The sequence below is a fragment of the Halomonas sp. KM072 genome, assembly GCF_050710315.1.
Taxonomy (GTDB): domain Bacteria; phylum Pseudomonadota; class Gammaproteobacteria; order Pseudomonadales; family Halomonadaceae; genus Vreelandella; species Vreelandella hamiltonii.
The window spans coordinates 2,867,192-2,891,329 of the sequence record NZ_CP136132.1 but is presented as its reverse complement, the minus strand read 5'-3'; the positions used below and the strand labels follow the sequence as shown (position 1 = coordinate 2,891,329).

At 60.5% G+C, this 24,138-nt stretch carries 24 protein-coding genes and 1 pseudogene; 16 read left to right on the top strand and 9 right to left on the bottom strand.

Translation table 11 applies throughout. The annotated features are described in order from the left end of the window. The first annotated feature begins 7 nt into the window (after window positions 1–7). From RVM26_RS13690 to RVM26_RS13650, 9 genes are all read left to right on the top strand, one after another. Entirely contained in the window at window positions 8–409 is a 402-nt protein-coding gene (locus RVM26_RS13690; RefSeq protein WP_016915187.1) for a fumarate reductase subunit C, read from the top strand. Further along, window positions 406–801, top strand: a complete 396-nt coding sequence (frdD, locus tag RVM26_RS13685; protein ID WP_287808790.1) for a fumarate reductase subunit FrdD — start codon at window positions 406–408, stop codon at window positions 799–801. Before RVM26_RS13690 ends, frdD begins: the two co-directional genes overlap by 4 nt. Before the next feature lie 64 nt (window positions 802–865). Next, window positions 866–1,726, top strand: coding sequence for a 1,4-dihydroxy-2-naphthoyl-CoA synthase (gene menB / locus RVM26_RS13680; RefSeq protein WP_498939200.1), 861 nt, complete (start codon window positions 866–868; stop codon window positions 1,724–1,726). Then, window positions 1,726–2,697 carry an o-succinylbenzoate synthase gene (gene menC / locus RVM26_RS13675; RefSeq protein ID WP_498939198.1) on the top strand — a complete coding sequence of 324 codons (972 nt, stop codon included), beginning with the start codon at window positions 1,726–1,728 and terminating at the stop codon, window positions 2,695–2,697. The genes menB and menC overlap by 1 nt, the downstream gene beginning before the upstream one ends. Beyond that, window positions 2,694–4,088, top strand: a complete 1,395-nt coding sequence (locus tag RVM26_RS13670; RefSeq protein ID WP_498939196.1) for an AMP-binding protein — start codon at window positions 2,694–2,696, stop codon at window positions 4,086–4,088. Before menC ends, RVM26_RS13670 begins: the two co-directional genes overlap by 4 nt. Before the next feature lie 140 nt (window positions 4,089–4,228). Further along, window positions 4,229–5,602, top strand: a complete 1,374-nt coding sequence (gene aptA / locus RVM26_RS13665) for an omega-aminotransferase AptA (protein WP_497152390.1) — start codon at window positions 4,229–4,231, stop codon at window positions 5,600–5,602. Between the two features lie 30 nt (window positions 5,603–5,632). After that, entirely contained in the window at window positions 5,633–7,129 is a 1,497-nt protein-coding gene (locus RVM26_RS13660) for a CoA-acylating methylmalonate-semialdehyde dehydrogenase (RefSeq protein ID WP_498939194.1), read from the top strand. Between the two features lie 111 nt (window positions 7,130–7,240). After that, window positions 7,241–7,861 carry a TetR/AcrR family transcriptional regulator gene (locus tag RVM26_RS13655; protein ID WP_016915179.1) on the top strand — a complete coding sequence of 207 codons (621 nt, stop codon included), beginning with the start codon at window positions 7,241–7,243 and terminating at the stop codon, window positions 7,859–7,861. Window positions 7,862–7,923: 62 nt separating this feature from the next. Beyond that, window positions 7,924–8,589 carry a histidine phosphatase family protein gene (locus RVM26_RS13650; RefSeq protein ID WP_498939191.1) on the top strand — a complete coding sequence of 222 codons (666 nt, stop codon included), beginning with the start codon at window positions 7,924–7,926 and terminating at the stop codon, window positions 8,587–8,589. 44 nt (window positions 8,590–8,633) lie between these two features. On the opposite strand, the gene speB is transcribed toward RVM26_RS13650, so the two are convergent. The 4 genes from speB to RVM26_RS13630 all read right to left on the bottom strand — a co-directional run bounded on the left by speB (window position 8,634) and on the right by RVM26_RS13630 (window position 12,138). Beyond that, a complete protein-coding gene (gene speB / locus RVM26_RS13645) occupies window positions 8,634–9,629 on the bottom strand; it encodes an agmatinase (protein ID WP_498939189.1) in 996 nt (331 codons plus the stop codon). Window positions 9,630–9,639: 10 nt separating this feature from the next. Beyond that, window positions 9,640–10,929, bottom strand: coding sequence for a M20 family metallo-hydrolase (locus RVM26_RS13640; protein ID WP_498939187.1), 1,290 nt, complete (start codon window positions 10,927–10,929; stop codon window positions 9,640–9,642). A 134-nt stretch (window positions 10,930–11,063) separates the two neighbouring features. Next, the gene (locus tag RVM26_RS13635; RefSeq protein ID WP_498939185.1) at window positions 11,064–11,939 is read right to left on the bottom strand and encodes a PhzF family phenazine biosynthesis protein; all 876 of its coding nucleotides are present in this window, start codon (window positions 11,937–11,939) and stop codon (window positions 11,064–11,066) included. Then, window positions 11,926–12,138: a DUF1127 domain-containing protein gene (locus tag RVM26_RS13630; protein ID WP_193461462.1), complete on the bottom strand. Its 213-nt coding sequence runs from the start codon at window positions 12,136–12,138 to the stop codon at window positions 11,926–11,928. The genes RVM26_RS13635 and RVM26_RS13630 overlap by 14 nt, the downstream gene beginning before the upstream one ends. Before the next feature lie 175 nt (window positions 12,139–12,313). On the opposite strand from RVM26_RS13630, the gene RVM26_RS13625 reads away from it, so the two are divergent. Together RVM26_RS13625 and RVM26_RS13620 are read left to right on the top strand one after the other, a co-directional pair. Next, entirely contained in the window at window positions 12,314–13,750 is a 1,437-nt protein-coding gene (locus tag RVM26_RS13625) for an aminotransferase-like domain-containing protein (RefSeq protein ID WP_498939183.1), read from the top strand. 48 nt (window positions 13,751–13,798) lie between these two features. After that, window positions 13,799–14,752, top strand: a complete 954-nt coding sequence (locus RVM26_RS13620) for a zinc-dependent alcohol dehydrogenase family protein (protein ID WP_498939181.1) — start codon at window positions 13,799–13,801, stop codon at window positions 14,750–14,752. A 20-nt stretch (window positions 14,753–14,772) separates the two neighbouring features. On the opposite strand, the pseudogene RVM26_RS13615 reads toward RVM26_RS13620, so the two are convergent. Further along, window positions 14,773–14,919: pseudogene (locus RVM26_RS13615) on the bottom strand (DNA-3-methyladenine glycosylase I); the annotation flags it as partial. A 248-nt stretch (window positions 14,920–15,167) separates the two neighbouring features. Here RVM26_RS13615 and RVM26_RS13610 point away from each other — a divergent pair. The 3 genes from RVM26_RS13610 to RVM26_RS13600 all read left to right on the top strand — a co-directional run bounded on the left by RVM26_RS13610 (window position 15,168) and on the right by RVM26_RS13600 (window position 17,946). Further along, window positions 15,168–15,803, top strand: a complete 636-nt coding sequence (locus RVM26_RS13610; RefSeq protein WP_498939179.1) for a transposase — start codon at window positions 15,168–15,170, stop codon at window positions 15,801–15,803. A gap of 69 nt (window positions 15,804–15,872) precedes the next feature. Next, window positions 15,873–16,628, top strand: coding sequence for a transposase (locus RVM26_RS13605; RefSeq protein ID WP_498939177.1), 756 nt, complete (start codon window positions 15,873–15,875; stop codon window positions 16,626–16,628). Between the two features lie 142 nt (window positions 16,629–16,770). Beyond that, on the top strand, window positions 16,771–17,946 hold the full coding sequence (locus RVM26_RS13600) for an RNA-guided endonuclease InsQ/TnpB family protein (protein ID WP_498939175.1): 1,176 nt from the start codon (window positions 16,771–16,773) through the stop codon (window positions 17,944–17,946). Window positions 17,947–17,996: 50 nt separating this feature from the next. On the opposite strand, the gene pcsA is transcribed toward RVM26_RS13600, so the two are convergent. Further along, entirely contained in the window at window positions 17,997–18,713 is a 717-nt protein-coding gene (gene pcsA, locus RVM26_RS13595; RefSeq protein ID WP_498939174.1) for a phosphatidylcholine synthase, read from the bottom strand. Between the two features lie 97 nt (window positions 18,714–18,810). Beyond that, window positions 18,811–20,283, bottom strand: coding sequence for a MocR-like pyridoxine biosynthesis transcription factor PdxR (pdxR, locus tag RVM26_RS13590; RefSeq protein ID WP_498941763.1), 1,473 nt, complete (start codon window positions 20,281–20,283; stop codon window positions 18,811–18,813). Between the two features lie 146 nt (window positions 20,284–20,429). Here pdxR and RVM26_RS13585 point away from each other — a divergent pair, with 146 nt between their 5' ends. Then, window positions 20,430–20,879 (top strand): GNAT family N-acetyltransferase, encoded by a 450-nt coding sequence (locus RVM26_RS13585; protein WP_498939172.1) that lies wholly within the window; start codon window positions 20,430–20,432, stop codon window positions 20,877–20,879. Window positions 20,880–20,889: 10 nt separating this feature from the next. Beyond that, the gene (locus RVM26_RS13580) at window positions 20,890–21,345 is read left to right on the top strand and encodes a rhodanese-like domain-containing protein (protein ID WP_498939170.1); all 456 of its coding nucleotides are present in this window, start codon (window positions 20,890–20,892) and stop codon (window positions 21,343–21,345) included. Window positions 21,346–21,367: 22 nt separating this feature from the next. On the opposite strand, the gene codA is transcribed toward RVM26_RS13580, so the two are convergent. Next, entirely contained in the window at window positions 21,368–22,621 is a 1,254-nt protein-coding gene (gene codA, locus RVM26_RS13575) for a cytosine deaminase (RefSeq protein WP_016915173.1), read from the bottom strand. Window positions 22,622–22,635: 14 nt separating this feature from the next. Then, window positions 22,636–23,901, bottom strand: coding sequence for a cytosine permease (gene codB / locus RVM26_RS13570; protein ID WP_498939167.1), 1,266 nt, complete (start codon window positions 23,899–23,901; stop codon window positions 22,636–22,638). Between the last annotated feature and the right edge of the window lie 237 nt (window positions 23,902–24,138).

Here is a 24,138-nt window from a genome sequence, read left to right as displayed (position 1 = left end):
GTGCCTCATGGAAAAATCATCATCACAACGGCTGCCGCCCTTGAAGCGCAACTGGTGGCTGAAGCACGGTTTCTTCAAGCGCTATATGCTGCGCGAAGCCACGGTGGTGCCGCTGGTGTTTTTCATTCTCTGCCTGTTGGCAGGGGTGTTCGCGCTGTTGCAGGGCCCGGCGAGCTGGCAGGGCTGGGTGGCCTTCATGGGCTCGCCGCTGGTGCTGCTGCTGAACGCGCTGGCGCTGGTGGCCAGCCTCTATCACGCGGCCACCTTCTTCGTGCTGTTTCCTCGGGTCATGCCGCTGCGCGTGGCGGGGCGCAGCGTGCCCGCTGGTGCCATCGTTGCTGGCCAGTGGGCGGGGGTCGTGGCAGTGGCGGTCGTGTTGTTCTGGCTCTTGGGGAGGGGCGGCGCATGAAAACCTCACATCAAAAAGCAACCCTTGGTCAGCCTCGGCAAGCCTATGACGAGCCCCTGTGGTGGGGGCTGTTCAGTGCCGGGGGCGTCTGTTTTGCCGTGGTGTTGCCTGCGGTGATTCTGTTCATCGGGCTATTGCTGCCGTTGGGCCTGCTGCCCGCCGAGGCGCTTGGCCACGAGCGGGCCTCCCGCCTGCTGTTCAGCCTGCCCGGCGTGCTGTTCATCGGCGCCGCCGTGTGCTTGCCGCTGTTTCATGCCGCCCACCGGCTGCGCCATGGCCTATTCGACCTGAGCCTGGGCCAGGACACTCGCAACAAATGGCTGATGTACGGCCTGGCGGCCCTGTTGAGCCTGTTGGCGCTGGCTCTGGTGGCCGTGGGCTGGCTGCGCTGAGGCCCGCCCGCGAATACGGTCGTATCAAAAAGAACGCACACCCCTGATAAAGCACGAGGTCAGCATGATCGAAGGACTCACGGAACAGGCACTGTATGCCCCCATCGCATGGCAGGACGCCTCGCAGGAGTACCAGGACATCCTCTATCACACCGCTGAGGAGGGCATTGCCCGGATCACCATCAATCGCCCTGAGGTGCGCAATGCGTTTCGCCCGCAAACGGTGAGCGAGATGATCCATGCCCTGGGCCGGGCGCGCCACGACAGCGCCATCGGCGCGATTCTGCTGACCGGGGCGGGCGAACAGGCCTTTTGCTCCGGGGGCGACCAGCGCATTCGTGGCGACTACGGCGGCTACCGCGACGAGGCGGGCACCCATCACCTCAACGTACTGGATTTCCAGCGTGACCTTCGCACCTGCCCCAAGCCGATCATCGCCATGGTGGCGGGCTACGCCATTGGCGGTGGCCACGTGCTGCACATGATGTGTGACCTGACCATCGCCGCCGACAACGCCGTTTTCGGGCAAACGGGCCCCAAGGTGGGGTCGTTTGACGGGGGCTACGGGGCTTCCTACATGGCGAGAATCGTCGGCCAGAAAAAAGCCCGTGAAATATGGTTCCTGTGCCGACAGTACAGCGCCGCCCAGGCGTTGGAGATGGGGCTGGTGAACCACGTGGTGCCGGTGGCCGAGCTGGAGCGAGAGAGCGTTCGCTGGTGCCGTGAAATGCTGCAGCATAGCCCCATGGCGCTGCGTTGCCTGAAAGCGGCGCTGAACGCCGATTGCGACGGCCAGGCCGGACTGCAGGAGCTGGCGGGCAATGCCACCATGCTCTTCTACATGACCGACGAGGGGCAGGAAGGGCGCAACGCCTTCAATGAAAAGCGCCGCCCGGACTTCTCGCGCTATCCGCGCAACCCCTGATGGCGCTGGCGCTTTACCGCTACTCGCTACCGTTTCGCCAGCCGCTGATGTTCAAAGGTCAGCGGTTGGCGAGCAGAGAAGGGCTGTTAGTCACGATCAACGGCCAGTGGGGCGAGATAGCCCCTTTGCCTGGCTTCTCCACAGAAACCCTCGCTGACGCCACCGCCGAGAGCCTGGCCTGCCTGGCGGCTATAGAGCGCGGTGAGACAGCCAAACCAACGTTACCTTCAGTACAGTTTGGTTTCGACTGCGCCCGGCACCGCTGGCCTGCTTTCCTGCCTGCTCCTTTGCCGCCCTACCCATTGCTGCAGGGCTCCCCGCAAGCGCTGATGAGTGCACTGCCGGAGCGCGTGGCCCAATGGCAGGCTGCTCCACCAGAGCGCATCAAGCTGAAGGTGGCCCGCTACTCGAGCGATGCGGAGCTGGCGTTGATCGCAAGCCTTGCCAAGTGGCTACCCAACACGCGACTGATCCTCGATGCCAACGGTGGCTGGCAGCGCGAGCAGGCACTGCGCTTTTGCCAGCAGCTCTCGCCTGCCCAAATCGATTACCTGGAGGAGCCCTGTGCTACGCTGGCCGACAGCATCGCCGTGGCGGACGCCACGGGCATCGACATCGCCCTGGATGAAACCCTGCAGCGCGGCACTGCCTGGGCGCCGCACCCCCGGTTGGCGGCGCTGGTCATCAAGCCGACGCTGATTGGCGGGTTCGCAGCTTGCCAGGCGTTGGTTCGGCGTGCCAGGGCCCACCGTTTGCGGGTGGTGGTCTCATCCAGTTTCGAATCTCAGTGGGGGTTGGGGCAGTTGAGCTGCCTGGCCCGGCAGTGGGCTCCTGAGGAGCCTGCGGGGCTGGATACCGCCCAGGCGTTCAGCGAATCACTTCTCTCGCCAGCCGGTGAGTTGCGACACGCGCGGCTGCACAGCCTCTACCACGCCGCCGCTGGCGACGACTGCAAGGAGCTTTCCCCGTGACCGAGACATGCCCCATTCACTACTGGGCCCAGCAGACGCCGGAGCATATCGCGGTGGAGGCGGGCGAGGTGCGCCTGAGCTATCGCACGTTGAACCGGCGCGTGGCATCCCTGGCCCAGCAGTTGGCCAGGCAGGGCTTGATGCCGGGTATGCCCCTTTTGGTTCCCACCCGAGGGTCGTTGCAGGGCGTGCTGCTGGCCTGGGCCTGCCTGCGGGCAGGGGTGGTATTCTGCCCGCTGAATCCGGCGTTTCCCGTGGCTCAGCAGCAGGCGCTGGCGCGGCGGATGCAGGTCACCCGGGTATGCCAGCCGGAAAGTAACTTTGCCTACTCTTCCGAGCTGCCGCCGATTTCCCTCGACTACCGTGCGGAGGCCGACCCCGGCGAGCCACCGGTCTTGTACGCGAGCCAGCGCAGCAACACCATCCTCACCTCCGGCTCCAGCGGCCCGCCCAAGGCGGTGCTGCACCGGGTGGGCAATCATCTGGCCTCGGCGCGAGGTTCGGCGTCGCTGATTCCTGTGGACCTGGATAGCGGCTGGCTGCTTTCGCTGCCGCTGTTTCATGTGGGAGGCTATGCCATTGCGTTTCGGGTCTTTCTGGCCGGGGGGCGGCTGGTGCTGGACGATACGACTCGACCGCTGGCTGAACGACTGATGCAGCAGCCTATTACCCATCTTTCATTGGTGCCGACGCAGCTTTGGCGGCTCTTGAGGGAAGGCTTCGACCCTCGACACACCCAGCTCCGCGAGCTGCTACTGGGGGGGGCGGCCATTCCCGCGCCGCTGGTCGAACGCTTGCAGCGCCTGGGGCTGACGCCCAAGGTCAGCTATGGGCTGTCGGAAATGGCCAGCCAGGTGTGTACCGGCTCGCCCTCCGCCCCTGGCGTGGTGGGGCAGCCCTTGCCGGGGCGTCAGGTGCGGGTGGTGGACGGCGAAATTCAGGTCAAGGGCGACACGCTGTTCAGCGGCTATCTGGCCGATGGCGCGCTGGACCCCGCCGTCAACGACGAGGGCTGGTTCGCCACCCGTGACCGGGGCTACTTCGACGACCAGCAGGCGCTCGTCGTCGAAGGGCGGCTCGACAACGTGTTCATTTCCGGCGGTGAAAACATACAGCCAGAGAGCATCGAGCAGCGGCTGGTCGACTACCCGGGCGTGGCCCAGGCGCTGGTGGTGGCCGTGCCGCACCCGGAGTGGGGCGAGCGCCCGGTGGCCTTCATCGAACCGCAAACCGATGCGCTCTGCCACAAGGCCCTGGCCGCCTGGGTACGCGAGGCGCTGCCGGGCTTCATGGTCCCCGATGCCTGGCTACCCTGGCCGCCGCAGGTGGCGCTCAAACCCTCGCGCAAACAGTTCGCCGAGTTGGCACGCAGGCAGTTGGCTGACGTTTAGCCACAATGAGGGCCTCGGGTTCCCAGTGGCGCACTGTTACGTATCTATTCCCTAACGTGAACAAAAGAAAAGCATGATTTTATAAACGTAGTGGGTGGCGCATGCTGAGGGCATGTCTCATAGCGACGGAGCTGGACACTATGTTTGGTTTAAAAAGTAAAACAACCGCCCAGTCAGCGGAAAAGACGGCTGAGCAGCCTGGATCAGGCACCGCCCTCAACCAGCATTTCTGGATGCCGTTCAGCGCGAACCGCGATTTCCGCGCCAACCCGCGCATGATTGCGGGCGCCGAAGGGCGTTATTACATCGATGACCAGGGGCGCAAGCTGTTCGATTCGCTCTCTGGCCTGTGGACCTGCGGGGCGGGACATAACCGGGAAGAGATTCAAAAAGCAGTAGCGGCGCAGTTGGGCACGCTGGATTTTGCCCCCGGCTTTCAGATAGGCCATCCGCTGGCGTTCAAGCTGGCAGAAAAGGTCGCCAGCTTAACGCCTGCTGGGCTGGATCACGTGTTTTTCACCAACTCTGGCTCAGAAGCCGCCGATACCTCGGTCAAGATGGCCAAGGCGTATTGGCGGTTGAAGGGGAAGCCGGAAAAAACCCGCATGATTGGCCGCGCCAAGGGCTACCACGGGGTGAATATCGGCGGCACCAGCCTGGGGGGCATTGGCGGTAACCGCAAGCACTACGGCCAGTTGATGGACGTGACGCACCTGCCCCACACGCTGCAGACGGGCCATGCGTACACCCGTGGCCAGGCGGAAACCGGCGCTGAGCTGGCCGATGCGCTGCTGGATCAAATCGCACTGCACGATGCCTCGACCATTGCCGCCGTGATCGTGGAGCCCATGTCGGGCTCGGCGGGGGTGATCGTGCCGCCAAAAGGCTATTTGGATCGGCTGCGGGAGATCTGCACCGCCCACGATATTCTGCTGATTTTCGATGAGGTGATTACCGCCTTTGGCCGCAGTGGGGCGACCACCGGTGCCGAAGCGTTTGGCGTCACGCCGGACATCATGAACGTGGCCAAGCAGATCACCAATGGGGCGGTGCCCATGGGGGCCGTGATCGCCTCCCGGGAGATTTTCGACACCTTCATGCACGCCGGTGGCCCGCAGCATGCCATCGAGTTTCCCCATGGTTACACCTACAGCGCTCACCCCGTGGCCTGTGCCGCTGGCCTGGCGGCGCTGGAACTGTTCGAGCGTGAGGACTTCCCCGCGCAGGTCAGTGCGATTGCTCCGGTGTTCGAGCAGAAGCTGCACGCCCTGAAAGGCCGTCAACATATCGTCGATATTCGCAACTACGGCCTGGCCGGTGCCCTGCAGCTTGCGCCGCGTAACGGCGACCCGACGATTCGCCCCCGCGATGCCCATATGGCGTTGTGGGAAGCCGGTTTTTACGTGCGCTACGGCGGTGACACCCTGCAGTTCGGCCCTCCCTTTGGCACCACGGAAGCCGAGCTTGAGCGTTTGTTCGATGCCGTCGCCAGTACCCTGGATTCCCTGGCATAACCCTGGCCCACCCTGTTTCGGAGTTTCATGATGAGTGTTGTTTCCCACCTGATTAATGGTGAGCTGGTGGAAAGCCAGCGTACGCTGGATGTGACCAACCCCTCCACGGGCAAGGTGGTTCGCCAAGTGGCGGATGCCAGCGCAGCAGATGTGGAGAGAGCCATTGCTGCGGCTCAGGCGGCGTTTCCTGCCTGGCGTGATACGCCGCCCGCCAAGCGTGCCCAGGTCATGTACCGCTTCAAGCAGCTGCTGGAAGAGCACGCCGAACGCCTGGTGCAGCTGGTCAGCGAAGAGCATGGCAAGACGGTGGAAGACGCCATGGGCGAGCTGAAGCGCGGTATTGAGAACGTCGAGTACGCCTGCGGCGTGCCGGAGTTACTGAAAGGCGAGTACTCCCACAACGTGGGGCCGGGCATCGATGCGTGGTCTAACTTCCAGCCGTTGGGCGTGGTGGCGGGCATTACGCCGTTCAACTTCCCCGCCATGGTGCCACTGTGGATGTACCCCATGGCGATTGCCTGCGGTAATACCTTTATCCTCAAGCCCTCCGAAAAAGACCCGTCGGCCGCCATGGCCGTGGCCGAACTGTTGCAGGAGGCCGGGCTGCCCAAAGGCGTGATGAACGTGGTGCATGGCGGTCGCGAAGCGGTAGAAACCCTGCTGGATGCCAAGGCCGTAAAAGCCATTTCGTTCGTGGGCTCTACCCCCGTGGCAGAGGCGATCTACTCCCGTGGCTCGGCGGCAGGCAAGCGCGTTCAGGCGCTGGGTGGCGCCAAAAACCACGCAGTGATTCTGCCGGACGCCGACCTGGAAAACGCCGCCAACACGCTGATGGGCGCCGCCTACGGCAGCTGCGGCGAGCGCTGCATGGCGATATCGGTGGCGGTGTGCGTCGGTGATGAAACCGCCGACCGTCTGGTCGAAACCATGCTGCCCAAGATCGCCCAGTTGAAGGTGGGCCCCGGTACCGATAAAGGTCTCGATATGGGCCCTCTGGTTACCGCCGAACATCGCGATAAAGTGCTTGGGTTTATCGAAGAGGGCGTTAACGCTGGCGCTTCGCTCGTGGCGGATGGGCGCGGCCTGAGTGTCGCTGGCCATGAAGAGGGCTATTTCGTCGGTGGCTGTCTGTTCGATCACGTCACTGCGGAGATGCGCATTTATCAGGAAGAGATCTTCGGGCCGGTACTCTGCGTGGTGCGGGTCGGCAGCCTGGACGACGCCATGCAGCTGATCAACGACCACGAATACGGCAACGGCACCTGCCTGTTCACCCGCGATGGCGAAGCCGCCCGCCGCTTCACCGACGGTATCGAAGTGGGCATGGTAGGGGTGAATGTACCGCTGCCCGTGCCGGTGGCCTACCACAGCTTTGGCGGCTGGAAGCGCTCGCTGTTTGGCGACCTCCACGCCTACGGCCCAGACTCGGTGCGCTTCTACACGCGCCGAAAAGCGGTTTCCCAACGCTGGCCCTCCGTCAGCGAAGCCACCCGGGCGGAGTTCTCGTTTCCCACCAGCCAGCGTTGACGCGATGCGCTAACTACGCCATCTTCTCTGCACCACCGCCTGCATCCTCGTGGGGCGGTGGTGCAGTTTTTGGTGCGTATTGTGAGCGGACGGTTGCAAAGGGATACCAGCGTGGCGAGAACACAGGACGAAATACGGCAAACCAACGTCAAGAAAATCCTTCAAGCGGCGGAGCAGCTGTTTGCCGAAAAAGGCTACGCCGGTGCCTCCATGGGCGACATTGCCCAGTTGGCCGACCTGCCAAAGTCCAACGTGCACTACTATTTCTCGACCAAGAAGGCGCTCTACCAGGAGGTGCTGCTGGCGCTGCTGGAGGTGTGGAAGCAGGACGCGCTCTGCTTCGAGCTGTACGACGACCCACGGGTGGTGCTCTCCACCTACATTCGCGCCAAAATGAATCATTCCCGCTACCGCGCCCATGGTTCCAAGATATGGGCGGCCGAAGTGATGCAGGGCGCCCCGATTCTCAAGGAGCGGCTGCGTGATAACCTCTATGAATGGGCCAAGCTGAAAGAGTCGAAAATTCGCGAGTGGATCGACTCCGGCCAAATCAACCCCGTCGAGCCTTCGTACCTGCTCTACATGATCTGGGCCTCTACCCAGCACTACGCCGATTTCGACTACCAGATCTACCTGCTCAACGACGATAAACCGCTGGACGACCTGCAGTTCGAAAAAGCCGTGCAGTCGGTGACCTCGGTGATTTTGAGAGGGATTGGGTTGACGGCTTGAGGAGTGCGTCACGATGTTCGGGTGTGATGTTCCGTGATCCCAAAACAAAGGGGCATGTTCCAATGGCAAGAATTCTGCTTGGGCTTCTCGCGATACTGGCTGTAACCAGTGTCGGTGCTCAAGGTGCTTATGCTCAGCCAGCCGTTCAGGCATTCAGCATTGAATCCGACGAGGGCACAGCACTGTTGGAACGCCTTCGTGAAGGCGGGCTGGTGATGTATATCCGCCATGCCGATACCTCTGGGCAGCAGTGCGATACCTATAACGATAGCGCCGGGCGAGAGGGGCAGCGCAATATCTCATCAATGGGCCGCGAACAAGCGGTTGAGCTAGGTAAACGGATCGAAGAGCTGGGCATCCCTGTCGAGGAACCTATTTTGTCTGGCCCGGTGTACCGTGCGCGTGATACCGCTGAACTGGCGTTCGGTGTCGAGAGAGTGAGCGTGACCGATAGCCTGCTCGCGGATGATTATTCCCGCGGTCGTCTCGACTGGGTTCTGTCTGAACATCGACGTCTGTTTAGCGAGCCAATGGCGCCGGGAAAAAATCGCGTACTCGTGGGCCACCGTACTCCGGCTCAAATGATTTTCGGAAATGTCCTCTCCGGCACCAGCCTGCCGGAAGCGGGCGTGATGGTGTTGGCGCCGCGCGGGGCGGAAGGCAGCGACTTATTAGGCGTTCTTGAGATTGTGCCGGCGATTAATGGCGGTAATCCACCATGTTTGTAGCACCCGCGTAATGACGCTTTGCCAAGTTGCCGATGGCTAAAGCGTCATCGTGTGTGCCCTTCACCAGTTGCCACCTGCTCAGCCATCAAGCACAGCAGCTCATACATGATGGTCGCCCCCAGCAGTGCTGTATTTCCCGTGTGATCAAACGGTGGAGAGACTTCCACCACATCGGCACCGATCAGTGGTAGGCCGCGAAAACCTCGCACCAGTTTGAGTGCCTGCAGGCTGGTAAGTCCGCCGACTTCTGGTGTACCGGTGCCAGGCGCGAACGCGGGGTCGATGCTGTCGATATCGAAGGAGAGGTAGACCGGGCCACCTCCCACCACGCGCTTAGCCTCGCTGATAACCGCTTCAATACCCAGTGCATCCACTTCCTCCATAAACATCACCCGCATGCCAGTTGCATCGGAGTAGTCCCAGCCTTGGGTGGTGTTTTGTGCGCCGCGAATACCGATCTGCACCGTGCGTTTAGGGTCAATCAAACCGTGCTCACAGGCGAGCCGGAAGGGGCCTCCGTGGTGAAATTTGGAGCCCTGAAATTCATCCCAGGTGTCGGTATGGGCATCGATATGGATCAGTCCTACTGGGCCATCGGCCGCTAAGCCCCGCAGAATGGGATAGGTGATCGAGTGGTCGCCACCAATACTGAGCGGCATAACGCCCGCACGACGAATAGCGGAATAATGATCGGCAATATCGTTAGAGACCTGCTCAAGGTCGTAAATCGATGAAAAGCGAACGTCGCCGATGTCAGCAATTCGCGCCTGAGCCATGGGATCCTGGCGGGTAATATGGTGCAAGCTTCGCATCATGCTTGATTGATTGCGAATTTCACGAGGTCCATGGCGGGTGCCGGGACGATTGCTGACGCCGCCATCAAAAGGAATGCCTACCAGTGCAATATCAAGTTCATCCAATGAGTCGGCTAGCGGCGCACGTAAGAAGCTGGCTATTTCACGATAGCGTGGCTCCTGGTGTGGTAGGTAGCTTTCGCCGGTGGCGGCATTGCGGCGAGTGCCACGGGTGCCTTTTGCCATGTCGCTCTCCTTATTGGCTCAAGCTCGCCAGGCTGGCGGCCAGTAACTGAGTGCCTGCGACAGCGTCGTCGAGGTTGGTGTGCTCATCGGGGTGATGGCTCAGGCCATCGCGGCAGGGTACAAACAGCATGGCTGTCGTGCAGTGCCTGGCGAGATGAATGGCGTCGTGAAAGGCTCCTGATACCAAACGTGGCGCAGCCATGCCCAGTGCGTTTGCTGTGTTATCAAGCAAGGCGGTGAGTGTCGTAGGAAAGGCGACGGGCTCGACGCGCGATAGCGGTGTCAGGGTGGCTTGGCACCCCGCCCAGGTTTGCTGAGTGAGCTGATTGAATTCGGCTTCCAGCGCTTTTAGCGTGGCCGCTTCTGGGTGGCGTAAGTCGATACTGAAGGTCACTTGGTCTGGAATGGTATTCACCGAACCAGGGCCAACGGCGAACTTGCCAATGGTAAAGCGTACTCGGTCTTCGCTGTCTTTCGCGCTTTCTCGTAATGCCGTGGCCAGTGCGCAGGCGCCCTCTAGCGCATCGCGGCGCATGGCACGCGGGGTGGTGCCTGCGTGGTTAGCGTTTCCAATGACCGTGACTTCAAACCAACTGACGCCTTGAATACCTTCGACAACGCCCACTGCAGCACCGCTGCGCTCCAGAATGGGGCCTTGCTCAATATGCAATTCCAGAAAGGAGTGCATGGGCGTTGCCAAAGGGCGGCGCGGTACACCGGCGGCGTCCAGTTCTTCCAGGCAAGTATCTAAAGCATGCCCAAGACTTACGCCTTCGCTGTCTTTGACTGAGCGCGTTTCCTCCAGGCTACGTACACCACAAAAGACTGCGGAACCGGAGGTGCCTGGTGAGAAGCGCGCGCCTTCTTCATTGGTCCAGCTCACCAGTGATAGCGGGCGGCGTGGAGCAAACCCCGCTCGTTTTAGCGCGCGAAGCGCCTCCAGCCCGGCCATCACGCCCAGCGCCCCATCGTACTTGCCGCCGGTCGGCTGGCTGTCCAAGTGACTTCCCGTGACGACGGGATCGAGCGTAGGGTCGCTACCGGGTACGTCGAGAAACACGTTGCCGATGGCGTCCACGCTTGCCGTTGCCCCCAGTGCACTGGCCTGCTCAATGAGCCACAGCCTGGCCCTGGTATCGTTATCGTCGAGCGCAAGGCGCGCCACACCACCATCTGAACGAGCACCAAATTTGGCCACCGTTGCCAAGTCATTGGCTAAACGCTCTGGGTCGACTGCGCCTGCTATCGCCTTGATGTCGGCCAATGCGCGGTCAGCTGGATACGGGGTATGGCTTTGCATGGGGCTCTCCTGACGGATTTGTTATTCGTAGACTTCGAAATGTACCTCGACAGGCACACAGTCTGCACCGTTGATGGGAATGACAGGAGATGAACTGCTGGCTCATGCTGCCACGATGGCCGACAAACCGACCCCTAATGGGCATTGAGCCTCATGGTTCCCTTGCCCACCAGAACGGCGTGCCCTCCCACTTGCACATGCCCAGCTTCGAGCTGACCATTCGCAGCCGTTTCGATGATGCTGGGACGGCCCATTTCAATGCCCTGATGAATCGTGCAATGCAGTGCGTCGCTGGTGAGCGATGCCAGATAGTGGGTCAGGGCGGCGGCGGCACTGCCGGTTGCGGGGTCTTCGCAAAGGCTGGCATGCATGCAGAACATGCGGCTACGAACCACCGTGCGGGTCGCCTCGTGTCGTTCGATGACGTAAAGATAAACCTGGGGGGCCTCGCTGGTCATCACGGCACTGGCCCAAAGTGCCGATGAAATGCGGATGTTCTCCAGCGCCTTCACATCGGCCAGCTCGATCAAATGAAAGGGCAGCCCCAGGGAGGCCATGACGGGGTCGCCTATCACCTGATGGATATCGAGCCCCAGCAGCTCAACGGCCGTCAGCCGGTCGATCGGGCTGGCGGCCAGTAGGGCTGGTTGCGACGTCGTGAACATGGCCTGGCCGTTTTCGTAGCGAACCGTCAGCGCACCAATGGGTGGGTGAAGCACCAGGGGGTGAGCGGGGTTGGCGAGTTCCAATGCTGCCAGCAAGTGTGCAGTACCCACTGTTGGGTGGCCTGCAAACGGGAGTTCTCTCGTCGGCGTGAAAATCCGCATCGGATAATGGTTCGTTTGCGTGGCGGCACTCAAAAACACCGTTTCTGCCAGATTCAGTTCATTGGCCAAGGCCTGCATGGTGGAGGTGTCCAATTCATCGGACGCCAGAAAAACCGCGAGCGGGTTGCCGGTAAATGGCTGCTCGGTAAAGACGTCCAGCAGGTAGTAGTCAGCACTTTTCATGGGGAGTCTCCTCAAGGGACGTATGTTTCCAGAACGCTTTATGGCCTTCTTGGGCTGCCTGGGCGCGGGTGATACCAATATCCTCGAGCAGCCGGTCATCCAGGGTCAGTAGCTGGCGGCGGCTACGGCGGTAGTGGCGGTACTGATGCAGTTGGAGACGTAGCTGACAGCGGAGCTGGGCAAGACTGAAGCGTGGCATGGCGAATCCTCCAGAGGCATGACGGTGGGTTGCAGGACTAGATTATTCGGCGCCGTTTCTTTGATACAGACATAGGTTTTTTTATTTTTAAGATACAGATAGGCGTGCTATACCTCTGTATGGCAGTTGGGCACGCCATCTGTATGGTGGGGTGGGCTATAAGAAGGGGATTGTCATGACGCGCTATGAAGAAGTCGCCGCTATCCTGCGCGAGCGTATCGAGCACGGTATCTACCGTGTGGGCGACCGCCTGCCCTCCATTCGAGCGGTGTGCCAGGAGCTGGACGTGAGTATCTCGACGGCCCAGGAAGCCTACCGGCAACTGATGGATGTGGCGTTGATCGAGTCGCGGCCCAAGTCGGGTTACTTCGTGCTGCCGAGCCGAGCACCCTCGGTGCTGCCGTCCATGTCGCGGCCTGCCCAGCGGCCGCTGGACATCTCTCAATGGGATCAGGTGCTGGAGCTCGTGGCTACCCAGCGCGATGATCAGCGGCTGCTGTTGGGGCGGGGAGTGCCTAACCTGGAGTACGAGACGCTGCGTCCGCTCTCCAGAATATTGGCGGGTCTTCACCGTCGCAATGATCTGCATGGTTTCAACTATGACAAGCTGAGTGGCAGTCCCGAGCTGCGCCAGCAAGTCGCCAGGCTCGCAGTCGCGTCTGGCTGCCTGCTACATCCAGATGATCTGCTGATCACCACGGGCTGTCAGGAAGCGCTGGCTATTGCCTTGCGCACGCTGACACAGCCCGGCGATGTGGTGGCCGTCGACTCGCCCAGTTTTTACGGCACCATGCAGATTTTGAAAGCCAATGGTCTGAAGGCATTGGAAATCCCCACTGATCCGCAAACGGGCATCAGCCTTGAGGCGCTGGAGCTGGCGTTGGAGCAGTGGCCGATCCGCGCCATACAGGTCACGCCCACCTACAATAACCCGTTGGGGTACACCATGCCGGAGGCGCGCAAGCGGGCGCTGTTTCAGCTTGCCCAACGTTTCGATGTGGCGATTATCGAAGATGATATTTACGGCGACTTGTCCTTTAGCCTGCCAAGGCCGCGCACCGTGAAATCTTTCGATGACGATGGCCGCGTGATGCTGTGCAGCGGCTTTTCCAAAACGGTGGGGCCGGGGCTACGGGTGGGCTGGCTGGCGCCGGGGCGTTATCGCGATCAGGCGCTGCATATGAAGTACGTCTCCACCGGTGCCTCGGCCACGCTCCCCCAACTGGCCGTGGCGGAGTTCGTTGCCAAAGGGCATTACGAGCGGCACCTGCGCCACGTGACCCGGCAATACCAGCGCCAGCGAGACGTCATGATCGGTTGGGTGCAGCGCTATTTCCCGCCTGGTTCGGGCATCAGCTACCCCCAGGGCAGCTTCCTGCTATGGGTAGAGTTACCCGCCGCGGTGGATTGCGTGAAGCTCAATCAGCGTCTGGCGCAGCATGCCATCCACGTGGCGCCGGGCTCGCTGTTCTCCGCCTCCGGCAAGTTCCGCCAGTGCCTGCGGCTGAACTATGCGTTTACGCTAACCCCCGCCATCGAAGAAGCGGTGCGCACCATCGGGAATATGGCGACAGAGATGGTGGAAGAAGTGCAGGCGCATGAGACGGTATAGTTTTATATCCGTTTGTTTTCATTTATATGCTCGTCGAGGTAGCTGGCCATGCATCGCCATGCTCTCACCTACCGGACCTTCGGTAATCCGCTTGAAACATTGAACATGGAAGCGGCTGAGGTGCCTGAACTGAGCGCGAATAAGCTCAGGGTCAGTATGCTGTGCGCTCCCGTGAATCCCTCTGACCTGATTCCCATCCACGGAGCGTACTCGCATCGCATAGCACTGCCCGCCGTTGCGGGCTACGAAGGCGTAGGGCGCGTGATGGAGGCACCTCAAGCGTATGCTTCGCTGATCGGAAAACGTGTGCTTCCACTACGCGGTGAAGGCACTTGGCAAACGCTTGTGGATTGTGACCCTGCGCTTGCCGTGCCTGTCCCGGATGACATTCCTGATGCTGTGGCTGCACGGGCCTACATCAATCCCCTGGCAGCCTTGACGATGCTGGAAATGTGGCCTGTCAGGGGCAAGCGTGTGCTGCTCACTGGCGCGGGTTCGAATTGCGCAGAATACCTGGGAACGTGGGCCTACCAGCATGGGGCTCGTGAAGTCATTGGGGTATACCGCTCCGAGAGCCGAGCCGCCCGCCTCGAACAGCTGGGTATTCGGCCGCTATCTCTTCAGGATACGTCGCAGATCACCCATGTGGCGCGCGTGTCCGATGTGGTCTTTGACGCCTTGGGCGGTCCAGTGGCCTCGAACATTCTACAGTCAATGGCGCCTGGTGCGATGTTTATCGCCTATGGGTTATTGACGGGGCAGGCTGTTCAATTGGATGGCAAACCTCGCGCTCATTACAGAAGGTTTCATCTGCGCGATAGCTTGGCCAGGATGCCTGCAGACACTTGGCAGCATCAGTTCCTGGCCATCTGGAAGCTACTGAGCCAGCTAGAGATGCCGAATTATCGCGTGTTTGCATGGCAGGATTGGCAGCGAGCGGTCGAGGCGGTGCTGCAGCCACAGAGCCAGAAAAGCCTATTGGACTTTACCCGTCTGGGGTAGGCGATGATGACCGTAGAAAATCAGCCCGGGCGCTGAAACTGCCTGCGGGCCTGTTCCACCTGTTCGCGTGTGATGCAGTGGAGCGAGTGGTCGTTGAGCAGCCCCATGGCCTGCATAAAGGCGAACGCCGTGGTGGGGCCGAAGAATTTCCAGCCGCGTTTTTTCAGTGGATCAGCAAAAACCCGCGTGAACCCTCGCCCACTCGAGGGTGTCGCGAAAGGGGCAAAGCCGTAAAATGAACCTTCTATCTGTCTGAGAGCTTACCGTGTCGACAGCATGCATGCCCACACCCGATGACAGGCAGTTCGCGCTTTTTCAGGCCTCGCCTGCTTCGCCCCCTCCATCCTCCCGCGTAACGGCTGGCTCGTCAGGGCGGCGTTTTATACGAGGTGACGCCACGGCGATTTTCCTGGGCATGACACCGCTTGAAGATCATCTGCGGCAGTCAGGGATTCGTGCCCCTTTAGTGGTGGCCGAACTGCTGGATGCCCAGGACTGGACACCCTTCGAGGACCGATATGCCACCACAGGGCGCGCACCCTATGCGCCACGAGCTATGATGGGGTTGATTCTCTACGGGATCATGCAGGGGGTCTCATCGCTGCGCGCGTTGGAGCGGCTGGCACGTGTGGATTTGGGTGCCATGTGGGTGACCGGAGGCATTGCCCCCGATCATGCCAACATCGGACGCTTCATCTGCTTGCATGAACAGGCGCTGTCACAGACATTTTTCGAAGCGCTGACACGCACCGTTCTCGCCAGGTCCGGAACATCGACAGCCTGCCTGGCGGGTGACGGAACCGTGATCGAAGCGGCCTGCTCTCACTATCGTCTGCTCAAGGAGGAGGCCGTGCGTGCTCGAGTCAGTAAGGCCCGGATCGGCCATCAGCAGGCTCTTCCGGAGCAACAGGACGAGACTCAGCAGCAGCTGGATAGAGCGCACGCCTGTGAGCAGGTGCTTGATGCGAGGATCGCGGCACGACGTCACCATGGCAAGCGTACCGATACGGTTCGTGTCAGCCTGACGGAGCCAGAGGCCGCCATGCAGTGACAGAAGCGTGGACGCGGTTTTGCGCCGGCTTATACGCCCTCCGTCCTGGCCAATGAGGCACGCATCATCGTGGCACACGCTGTGGATCCCACAAGCGAGACGCGAGTGGTGGGTGAGCTGATCGATCAGAGCGAGCGCGTGGAACCCAAGATCCCACGCGAGCTTCTGCTGGATGCCGGCTATTTTGATGATGGCGTTATTAACGCGACACTGGCGCGTGATGTCAGCCTGCTTTGCCCGCCCAGGCCCAGTACCACTGACAAAGCGAAGGGCCTGTATCATAAAAACCTATTCACTTACGATGCCGAACAGGATGTTTACTACTGCCCAGCGGGGCAGCGGCTTCAGCGCATCAGTCATATAAACGCGTCGGTACGCTCGCGTGAGCAAACGGTTTATGCCTGCAATGCCTGCGAGGGCTGTCCGCAACGGATTGCTTGTACCCGTTCGGTCCGGGGGCGCCGAATCAAACATTACCCGGAGGACGAGGCACGCCTGGCATTGCAACAAATCATGACCCACCCGGGAGCCCAAGCGGTCTTCCGGCAGCGAAAGGCCATGGTCGAGCCAGTGTTTTCAGCGCTACGTCAGCAACAGGGACTATCTCGCTTCCGGCGCCGTGGGCTGGCGGGTGTCAAACGCGAGTTTTCCTTGCATGCCCTGGCTTACAACTTGGCTCGCGCTGTAGCGCTGAGCCTTTGTCATCATCTCTGGGAGTGGTTGTGGGGATGCCTGGGATTACCTTACCTAGCAACAAAGAAAAAGATCGCGCCTCCCAGGGCGTGCGTGATGATGTCGTCCAGCCATCGACATCGTTGTGTATAGGTTTAGTTTTGAGTCGTTAGGAGATTTGCGACAACCTCACTCGGGCGGAGATACAGGCGGGCAGCGCGATAGCGCTGCTGGGTTTGCGGTATGGGGCCCGGTGGCATAAGCTGTACATATATCCATGCATCAATGGCGCGCCATGCTGAAGGCTACGAAGGTACGACTCTATCCCACGACCGAGCAGGCGGCATTTCTGAACCGCCAGTTCGGCGCGGTGCGCTTCGTCTATAACACCGGCCTTCGCATCATGTCCCATCGCTACCAGCGCCACGGCCAGTCGTTGAGCGCCAAGCACGACATCAAAAAGCTGCTGCCGGTGGCCAAGAAATCGCGCAAGTACGGCTGGCTGAAAGAGGCGGATTCCATGGCGTTCCAGCAGTCTTGCATCAACCTTGATCAGGCCTTCCAGCGCTTCTTCGACCCCAAGCAGAAGGCCGGCTATCCGCGCTTCAAGAGCAAGCGGGGCAAGCAGTCCAGCTATCACTGCGTCGGCGTCAAGGCCGGCGACAACTGGATCAAGGTGCCCAAACTGGGGCCGATCAAGGCCAAAGTTCACCGGCCTGTTGACGGCAAGCTCAAGAGCATCACGCTGTCGCGCACGGTCACCGGCAAGCACTACGCCTCGCTGCTCTTTGATACCGACCAGGCGACCCCCGTGCCGACCATGGACGTTGATACCTCTCGCGTCGTCGGACTGGACATGGGGCTATCCCATCTTGCTATCGACTCAAATGGCCGCAAGGTCGCCAATCCGCGCTTCCTCAAGCAGGCGCAGAAGAACCTCAAGCGCAAACAGCAGGCATTGTCACGCACGAAGAAGGGCAGCGCCCGCCGGGCCAAGGCACGGTTACTCGTCGCCAAGGCGTATGAGCGGGTCGCCAATGCCCGAAACGACTTCCAGCACAAGCTCTCTCGACAGATCGTTGACGATAACCAAGCGGTGATCGTCGAGACGCTGAAGGTCCGCAACATGATGAAAAACACCTGCCTCGCCAAGCACATCGGCGATGCGTCCTGGCATGCCTTGATGACCAAGCTGGACTATAAGGCCAGGGAGCAGGGCAAGCATCTGGTCAAGATTGACCCGTGGTTTGCCAGCTCCAAGACCTGCCATGTCTGCCAGCACAAGATGGACGCCATGCCGTTGAACGTCCGGTCGTGGGAGTGCCCCGCCTGCCACACACAGCACGACCGGGACATCAACGCGGCGCTGAACATCAAGCATCAAGGCATTATCGAGCTGAAGGCGGAAGGGCTGTCCGTCTCTGCCCATGGAGGCTTGCGTAAGTCCGGCATGTCGCCGGTTGCTGCCTGAGAAGTGGGAAGCCTCGCCCGTGGCGCGTCAGCGCTTAGGGCGGGGAGCAGTCACGCAAACCATTCCCGAGCGGTGCGCCACAGGCACATGCCGGTGAAGTAGACCGATGTCAGCACCCAGCCCCACAAGGCCCAGGCGGCATGGCTGGGGTTCGAGAGAATCAGCGAAGTCGTGCAGACGCACCACACCAGCGTGACCGTGATATTCAGCGGCATGAATTGCCGTACCCGGAAAGGGTGCAGAAACTTCATGCGGGTGACGGTGAGGGCTGCCATGAGCAGAATGATCGCGAAGGTGACAAACGGCGGAAAATCAAGAATGTAGAAGTAGGCGGCGATGATGTTCCAGGCAGCAGGAAAACCGACAAAGTAGTTGTCCTGGCTTTTCATGTTCACGTTGCAAAAGCAGAACATGGAGGAGAGCAGGATGATGAAGACCGAGAGCAGTTCGAAGTGGGTGGGCAGCTCGACGAAAAAGTAGATGAACAGCGCCGGGATGAATGCCCAGGTGAGATAGTCGATCACCATATCCAGCGTGGAACCATCGAAGTGGGGCAGAATGGTCTTCACTTCATACTTGCGTGCTAGGGTGCCGTCCAGGCCGTCTACCATCATGGCGGCACCTAGCCACAGCAGGCAGGCCACGGGGTTGTTATCGATCAGCGCCAACAGCGCCATGGTGCCCAGCAAGACACCGCTGGCAGTGAAGACATGCACGCTCCAGGCCTTGTAGACCGAGGCGCGCGATTCTGTGTGTGAAGAGAGCAATTGAGCCACCTTGACCCCATGGGGAACGGCCGTTCCCTTTCTATCAGGTTTATAAATGAGCGTATAAAGAACGTTACACTACTACAAGAGTGTCCCCCTAGAATACGTTGGTCTTGTGACCATCGCGGGAAAGTGGCGTGTCGGGAGTGCGGGTTTGATGGGCCAGATACGCGTTGCTCAGCCACTGTCCTGCCCAGGCCAGGGTCTGTTCGTTGGCACTGGCATAGCCAAGCACCAAACCGAATCGCTTGTTGGTGGAAAGGTAGTAATGTGACAGTGGCGACAGTGTAATGCCCGCCTGGGCAGCATGACTGACCAGAGCCGTTTCCTCCTCGATACTGCTCAGCTCGGCCAGCAAGTGCATGCCAGCATGCCCCTCCGATAACCGTAAACCTGCCGCAACGGCGGGGGCCAGGGCGGCGCGTAAACAGCTTTGGCGGTGACGGTAGGCCGCCCGCATGCGGGTGATGTGGCGGGTGAAGTGGCCACTGGCCATGAAGGCGGCCAGTGCCGACTGGAGTGGGTAGTGACCCTCTCGATGTAAACGGGCCTGGGCCCGGCACACATCGGGAGCGAGTTCAGGCGGGGCGACCAGATAGCCCAGGCGCAAACCGGGATACAGGACTTTGCTGAACGTGCCCACATAAATGACCGGCGCCTGTTCGGTCAGCCCCTGGAGTGATGGGAGCGGTGGGGTGTCATAGCGAAACTCACTGTCGTAATCGTCTTCGATGATCCATCCGCCGCAGCGTTCAGCGACGTCCAGCAGTGCCAACCGGCGAGTGACGGGCATGGTCACGCCGGTGGGGTATTGATGGGAGGGGGTGGTATAGATCAGTCGAGGGGCGGGAGCACTCTTTTCGCCCAGGGCCGGGTCGAGCCCGTCGGCATCAACGGGAACGGGCGTGACATCGAGCCCGGCTGCCAGAAAGCAGGCTTTGGCACCGCCGTAGCCAGGCTCTTCCATCCAGACCGCGTCGTCAGGGTCGGTCAGTAGCTGGGTGATCAGCTCGAAGGCTTGCTGTGCCCCTTGAGTGATGATGACCTGTTCAGGCTGGCAGCGTACCGCTCGAGAGAGCCTCAGGTAGTCGCTGATCGCCACTTTCAATGCTGCCAGCCCGCCGCCGGTCTGATAATCCATCCACGCTACATCGGCGTTGCGCTGATGCTGGCGCACAAGCCGTTGCCACTGCGCTTCAGGAAACAGGTCCAGGGCGGGTACGCCGGGTGAGAACGCCCGGTAGCCGTTGCTGAGCGTCTTGCTCAGCGCCAATAGGGTGCGCCCGCGGGAAGAGTAGTGAACGGCCTTTGGAGGCGGTGTGGTCTCGGTATCCAGCACGCGAGGCAACTGCGCTACGTAAAGCCCCGCCCCTTGGCGTGCCACCAGCAGCCCCTCGGCCAGCAGCCTGTCCGTTGCCGCGAGAACGGTATTGCGGCTGACGCCCAGCGCATCCGACATGTGACGTGACGAAGGCAGCCGCTGGCCCGCCGTGAGTTTACCCTGGCGTACCCACTCCTTGAGCGGATGGTATAGCCGCTGACTGAGCGATCGTGTTGCGTGTTGATGCATGCGCAAGGCCAATGCGTCGATGATCCAGTCACTGTCGCTGGCGCTCTGTTTCACTGGTTCTCCTGAAAGGGTGCAAAGTGGCTCTTTTTAAGGAACCACTATAGCGGCAGACTGAGGCATTACTCCATGACTATCGAGGCAATGACATGATCCAGACTCGTCCAGCGGTGTTTGATGACCTGGCTCCCTTGAGTGAGCTGCTCGATGGCTATCGCCAATTTTACCAACAGCCCAGCGACTTGCCGGCTGTACGGAGGTTTCTCGAATTGCGGATGGGGCTGGGCGACTCCTACATTCTCGTCAGTGAGGCGAGCGACGGCTCACTGACAGGGTTCGTGCAGCTCTACCCGGGTGTTTCCACCGTGGGGCTGAATGCTCGGTGGACGCTCAATGACCTCTTCGTGCAGCCAGCGTCGCGCACGCAAGGCACCGGCAGAGCGTTGATGGAAGCCGCCGCCAGGCTGGCCCAGGAGCATGGAGTCGCACGCTTGATCCTCATGACACAGGTAGAGAATCAGCGCGCCCAGGCGCTTTACGAGTCACTGGGCTGGCGGCGCAATACGGCGTTTTATGGCTATCTACTGGATGTGAAGTAAGGAGGCAACGATGACCACACCCCCCATGTCAGCGGTGCTGGCATTTCCACCCGCGTCACCTGACCGCATGGCATCGGCCATGCATGACAAGCTTTGCTACCACACGGATGCCTGGGACGTGGCGCAGGATTTGGCCGCAGGCATCAACGACATCGTGGTGATCGATGCGCGTAGCTTCGAACACTACTGTGCCGGGCACATCCCTGGCGCCATCAGCCTTCCCCACAAGGAAATGACTCCCGAGCGCTTGGCGGAGTTGGATAAGCAGCGCGTCTACATCACCTATTGCGATGGGATTGGGTGTAACGGCTCTACCAAAGCAGCCTGGAAGCTGGCCAGCGCAGGGCTACAGGTAAAAGAGCTGCTGGGAGGTCTGGACTTTTGGCGACGTGACCAGCATCCGGTGCAAACCGGGGCGCAGCGCGGCAGTCTGGACGCCTCGGGGCTCAACGAGTGCGGTTGCTGAGCCTGCTCGAATGCCGCAAGCCCTAACCAAGCCATGGTGGCGTCACGATGCGTGCGGGCTCCCGCTGCATGATGATGTCACCGTGGCGGACGGAGAGCAGTACGTCACCCTGGTTGCGTAGCACGCTGTAGTCGTCTTCTCCATCCAGCAGGTTGAAGCTGGCGGGTTTGCCTACCTCGATACCGTAACGTGCCTCGATGTTGAGCGTGCGGGCGCTGTTGTCGGTGATCAGCGACAGCGCCTGGCTGAAGTCCTGATAGCCCATCATCTGGCAGATATGCAGGCCAAAATCCAGCGTTCGCAGCAGCTTGCCGTTGCCCAGCGAGTACCAGGGGTCGAAGATGGAGTCTTCGGCAAAACAGACGTTGATACCGGCTTCGTTGAGTTCCTTGACGCGTGTCACGCCGCGCCGTTTGGGGTAGGTGTCGAAGCGCCCTTGCAGGTGGATGCTCTCCGTGGGGCAGGAAATGAAGTTGATGCCCGAACGCTTGAGCAGCAGAAACAGTTTCGAACAGTAGGCGTTGTCGTAGGAGTGCATGGCGGTGGTGTGGCTGGCGGTCACGCGGCTGCCCAGCTCATGAAACAGTGCCTCACAGGCGAGCACTTCGAGAAACCGCGAGTTGGGATCATCGATTTCGTCGCAGTGTACATCCACCAGGCGGTCGTACTTGATGGCCAGCTCGATGACGCGCTTCATGGACGCCACGCCCAACTCTCGCGTGTACTCGAAGTGAGGAATGCCGCCTACCACATCGGCGCCAAACTCCAGCGCCTCTTCCATGAGCTTGTCGCCGCCAGGGTAAGAGAGCAGGCCATCCTGTGGAAAGGCCACCACCTGAATGTCGATTTTGTCCTTCAGCTCGTCTCGCAGTGTGCAAAGGGTTTTCAGGCCTACCAGGCTGGGGTCGCTGGTGTCGGCATGAGTGCGCACGAACTGCACGCCGTTGCCGATCAACAGGTTGAGGGTCTTCAGTACGCGCTCCCGAATGTCCGCCTCGTCGAGCAACGGCTTACGCTCTCCCCAGCGTTCGATGCCCTCGAACAGCGTGCCGCTCTGGTTCCAGTGAGGCTCGCCAGCGGTCAGGGCCGCATCCAGGTGGATATGCGGCTCGATAAACGGCGCACACAGCAGTTTGCCGCCCGCATCCCTCTGGCCTTCGCCTGCCGTTTGCGGCGCATCCTGAGCGGTGATTGCGGTGAAGACGCCGTTCTCGATATCCAGCCGATAAAGCCCAGGACGCTGGCGAAGGCGGGCATTGATGATCTGCATGTTCATAAACAGGTGCTCACTTATTGTTTGGCTGTCGATGGGAAGCTATCACCCAGCGTAGCGTGCTTCAGACGTAGCAGCACGGCGTAGCTGCCTGCCGCGACTACGACACCCACCAGCGGCGGTAGTAACGGAGAAAAATAGGCAGCCCCGGCACCAATGGCATAGGCGGCGAGGCCGCGCCGATTGAAATCGGGTAGCTGCGCAGAGGCCAAAGCAGGGTAGCGGCCTCGGTGCTTGAGCCAAAAATCAGCCATGATCACCCCGCCCATGGGAGGGATAAACGTGCCGAGCAGCACCAGAAATGGAATGAGCAGGTTGTACATGCCACCTACCGCCAGCACGGTACCAATGGCGGCGCCGCTGACGGTGACCAAGCGGCGCTTTTCGGTGCGCAGCAAGTTGCATCCCGCCACGGCGAAGTTGTAAATCGTGTTGTCCTGGGTCGTCCATATGTTCAGGAACAGCATCAATACCGCGAGGGAGAGAAAGCCTTGGGCAATGAGAACATCGACGATATCTGCCTGCTGGTAAATCATCGTGCCCAAGGCACCGGTCAGCACCATCAATCCATTGCCAATGAAAAAAGCGCCCAGCGTTGCGATCACCGCAACTTTCGGCGTCCTGGCAAAGCGACTCCAGTTGGTCGCCTGGGTGCCACCGCTGATGAAGGTACCGATAATCACGGTGATCGCCGCTGCGACACTCATACTTTCCGTTGGCGTTTGCTGGCTTAATCCTGCAAAGCCGCGCACATCGACCAGCCCGGTGAACAGGCTGACCAGGATGAAGAGCATCATGGCGGGTACGGCGAAGCGCGACAGCCAGTCCATGCCTCGATAGCCGATCATGGCGGTCACGCAGAATCCAAAGCCAAACAGCACCATCAAGGGGATTTCCAGCCATTCAGGCATCCCCGTGGTGCGTACCAGTACCAGAGCTATCGTGGCGGTTCCCCAGGCGTACCAGCCAATCTGGGTGAAGCCGAGGATGATGTCAGAGAGTTTGCTGCCTTTTTCGCCGAAGCAGAACCGTCCCATCAGGACGGCATTCAGGCCGCTCTGGCAGGCGATATAAGCCAGCGTTGCTGCGTAGATACCCAGTAGCAGGTTGCCTGCCACGATAATCCACAGTAACTGGCCAATCGGGAAGGCTTGGCCCAGGGAGCCACCCGCCCACATGGTGGCGGTGAAAAAGGTAAAGCCAAGCAGTACCGCTGAGGTAGAGAGTAGCCCTTTCCGAGCCTGGATGGGTACTTCGCTAAGTGGGTAGTCTGAATGGTGCATCTTTTTCCCCTTCGATACGTCGTCGCGTGTCATGGTCAAGAAAGATGCAGCAAGCCGCATGCCAATCAGGCGTGGTCAGGTAACAAGAAACGTTTAAATTTTTAGCTACTCGTGCGCGTCTTTAATGGTAGTTTGCGAAAAGAAGACAGGAATAACGAACGCGCACGCGCACCACAAGGTAACGAGCGCTCTGCATGGCGTGGCGCTAACGTGCCATTGACAGGATCGATGATCAGC

Coding starts and splice junctions, on each gene's coding strand:
- RVM26_RS13585 (WP_498939172.1), top strand. CDS start 20,430: ATGATCCAGACTCGTCCAGCGGTGTTTGATGACCTGGCTCCCTTGAGT.
- codB (WP_498939167.1), bottom strand. CDS start 23,901: ATGCACCATTCAGACTACCCACTTAGCGAAGTACCCATCCAGGCTCGG.
- menB (WP_498939200.1), top strand. CDS start 866: ATGATCGAAGGACTCACGGAACAGGCACTGTATGCCCCCATCGCATGG.
- RVM26_RS13630 (WP_193461462.1), bottom strand. CDS start 12,138: ATGCCACGCTTCAGTCTTGCCCAGCTCCGCTGTCAGCTACGTCTCCAA.
- RVM26_RS13580 (WP_498939170.1), top strand. CDS start 20,890: ATGACCACACCCCCCATGTCAGCGGTGCTGGCATTTCCACCCGCGTCA.
- RVM26_RS13600 (WP_498939175.1), top strand. CDS start 16,771: ATGCTGAAGGCTACGAAGGTACGACTCTATCCCACGACCGAGCAGGCG.
- RVM26_RS13660 (WP_498939194.1), top strand. CDS start 5,633: ATGAGTGTTGTTTCCCACCTGATTAATGGTGAGCTGGTGGAAAGCCAG.
- RVM26_RS13620 (WP_498939181.1), top strand. CDS start 13,799: ATGCATCGCCATGCTCTCACCTACCGGACCTTCGGTAATCCGCTTGAA.
- frdD (WP_287808790.1), top strand. CDS start 406: ATGAAAACCTCACATCAAAAAGCAACCCTTGGTCAGCCTCGGCAAGCC.
- menC (WP_498939198.1), top strand. CDS start 1,726: ATGGCGCTGGCGCTTTACCGCTACTCGCTACCGTTTCGCCAGCCGCTG.
- RVM26_RS13610 (WP_498939179.1), top strand. CDS start 15,168: ATGACACCGCTTGAAGATCATCTGCGGCAGTCAGGGATTCGTGCCCCT.
- pdxR (WP_498941763.1), bottom strand. CDS start 20,283: ATGCATCAACACGCAACACGATCGCTCAGTCAGCGGCTATACCATCCG.
- RVM26_RS13650 (WP_498939191.1), top strand. CDS start 7,924: ATGGCAAGAATTCTGCTTGGGCTTCTCGCGATACTGGCTGTAACCAGT.
- codA (WP_016915173.1), bottom strand. CDS start 22,621: ATGAACATGCAGATCATCAATGCCCGCCTTCGCCAGCGTCCTGGGCTT.
- RVM26_RS13640 (WP_498939187.1), bottom strand. CDS start 10,929: ATGCAAAGCCATACCCCGTATCCAGCTGACCGCGCATTGGCCGACATC.
- RVM26_RS13635 (WP_498939185.1), bottom strand. CDS start 11,939: ATGAAAAGTGCTGACTACTACCTGCTGGACGTCTTTACCGAGCAGCCA.
- speB (WP_498939189.1), bottom strand. CDS start 9,629: ATGGCAAAAGGCACCCGTGGCACTCGCCGCAATGCCGCCACCGGCGAA.
- RVM26_RS13690 (WP_016915187.1), top strand. CDS start 8: ATGGAAAAATCATCATCACAACGGCTGCCGCCCTTGAAGCGCAACTGG.
- aptA (WP_497152390.1), top strand. CDS start 4,229: ATGTTTGGTTTAAAAAGTAAAACAACCGCCCAGTCAGCGGAAAAGACG.
- RVM26_RS13625 (WP_498939183.1), top strand. CDS start 12,314: ATGACGCGCTATGAAGAAGTCGCCGCTATCCTGCGCGAGCGTATCGAG.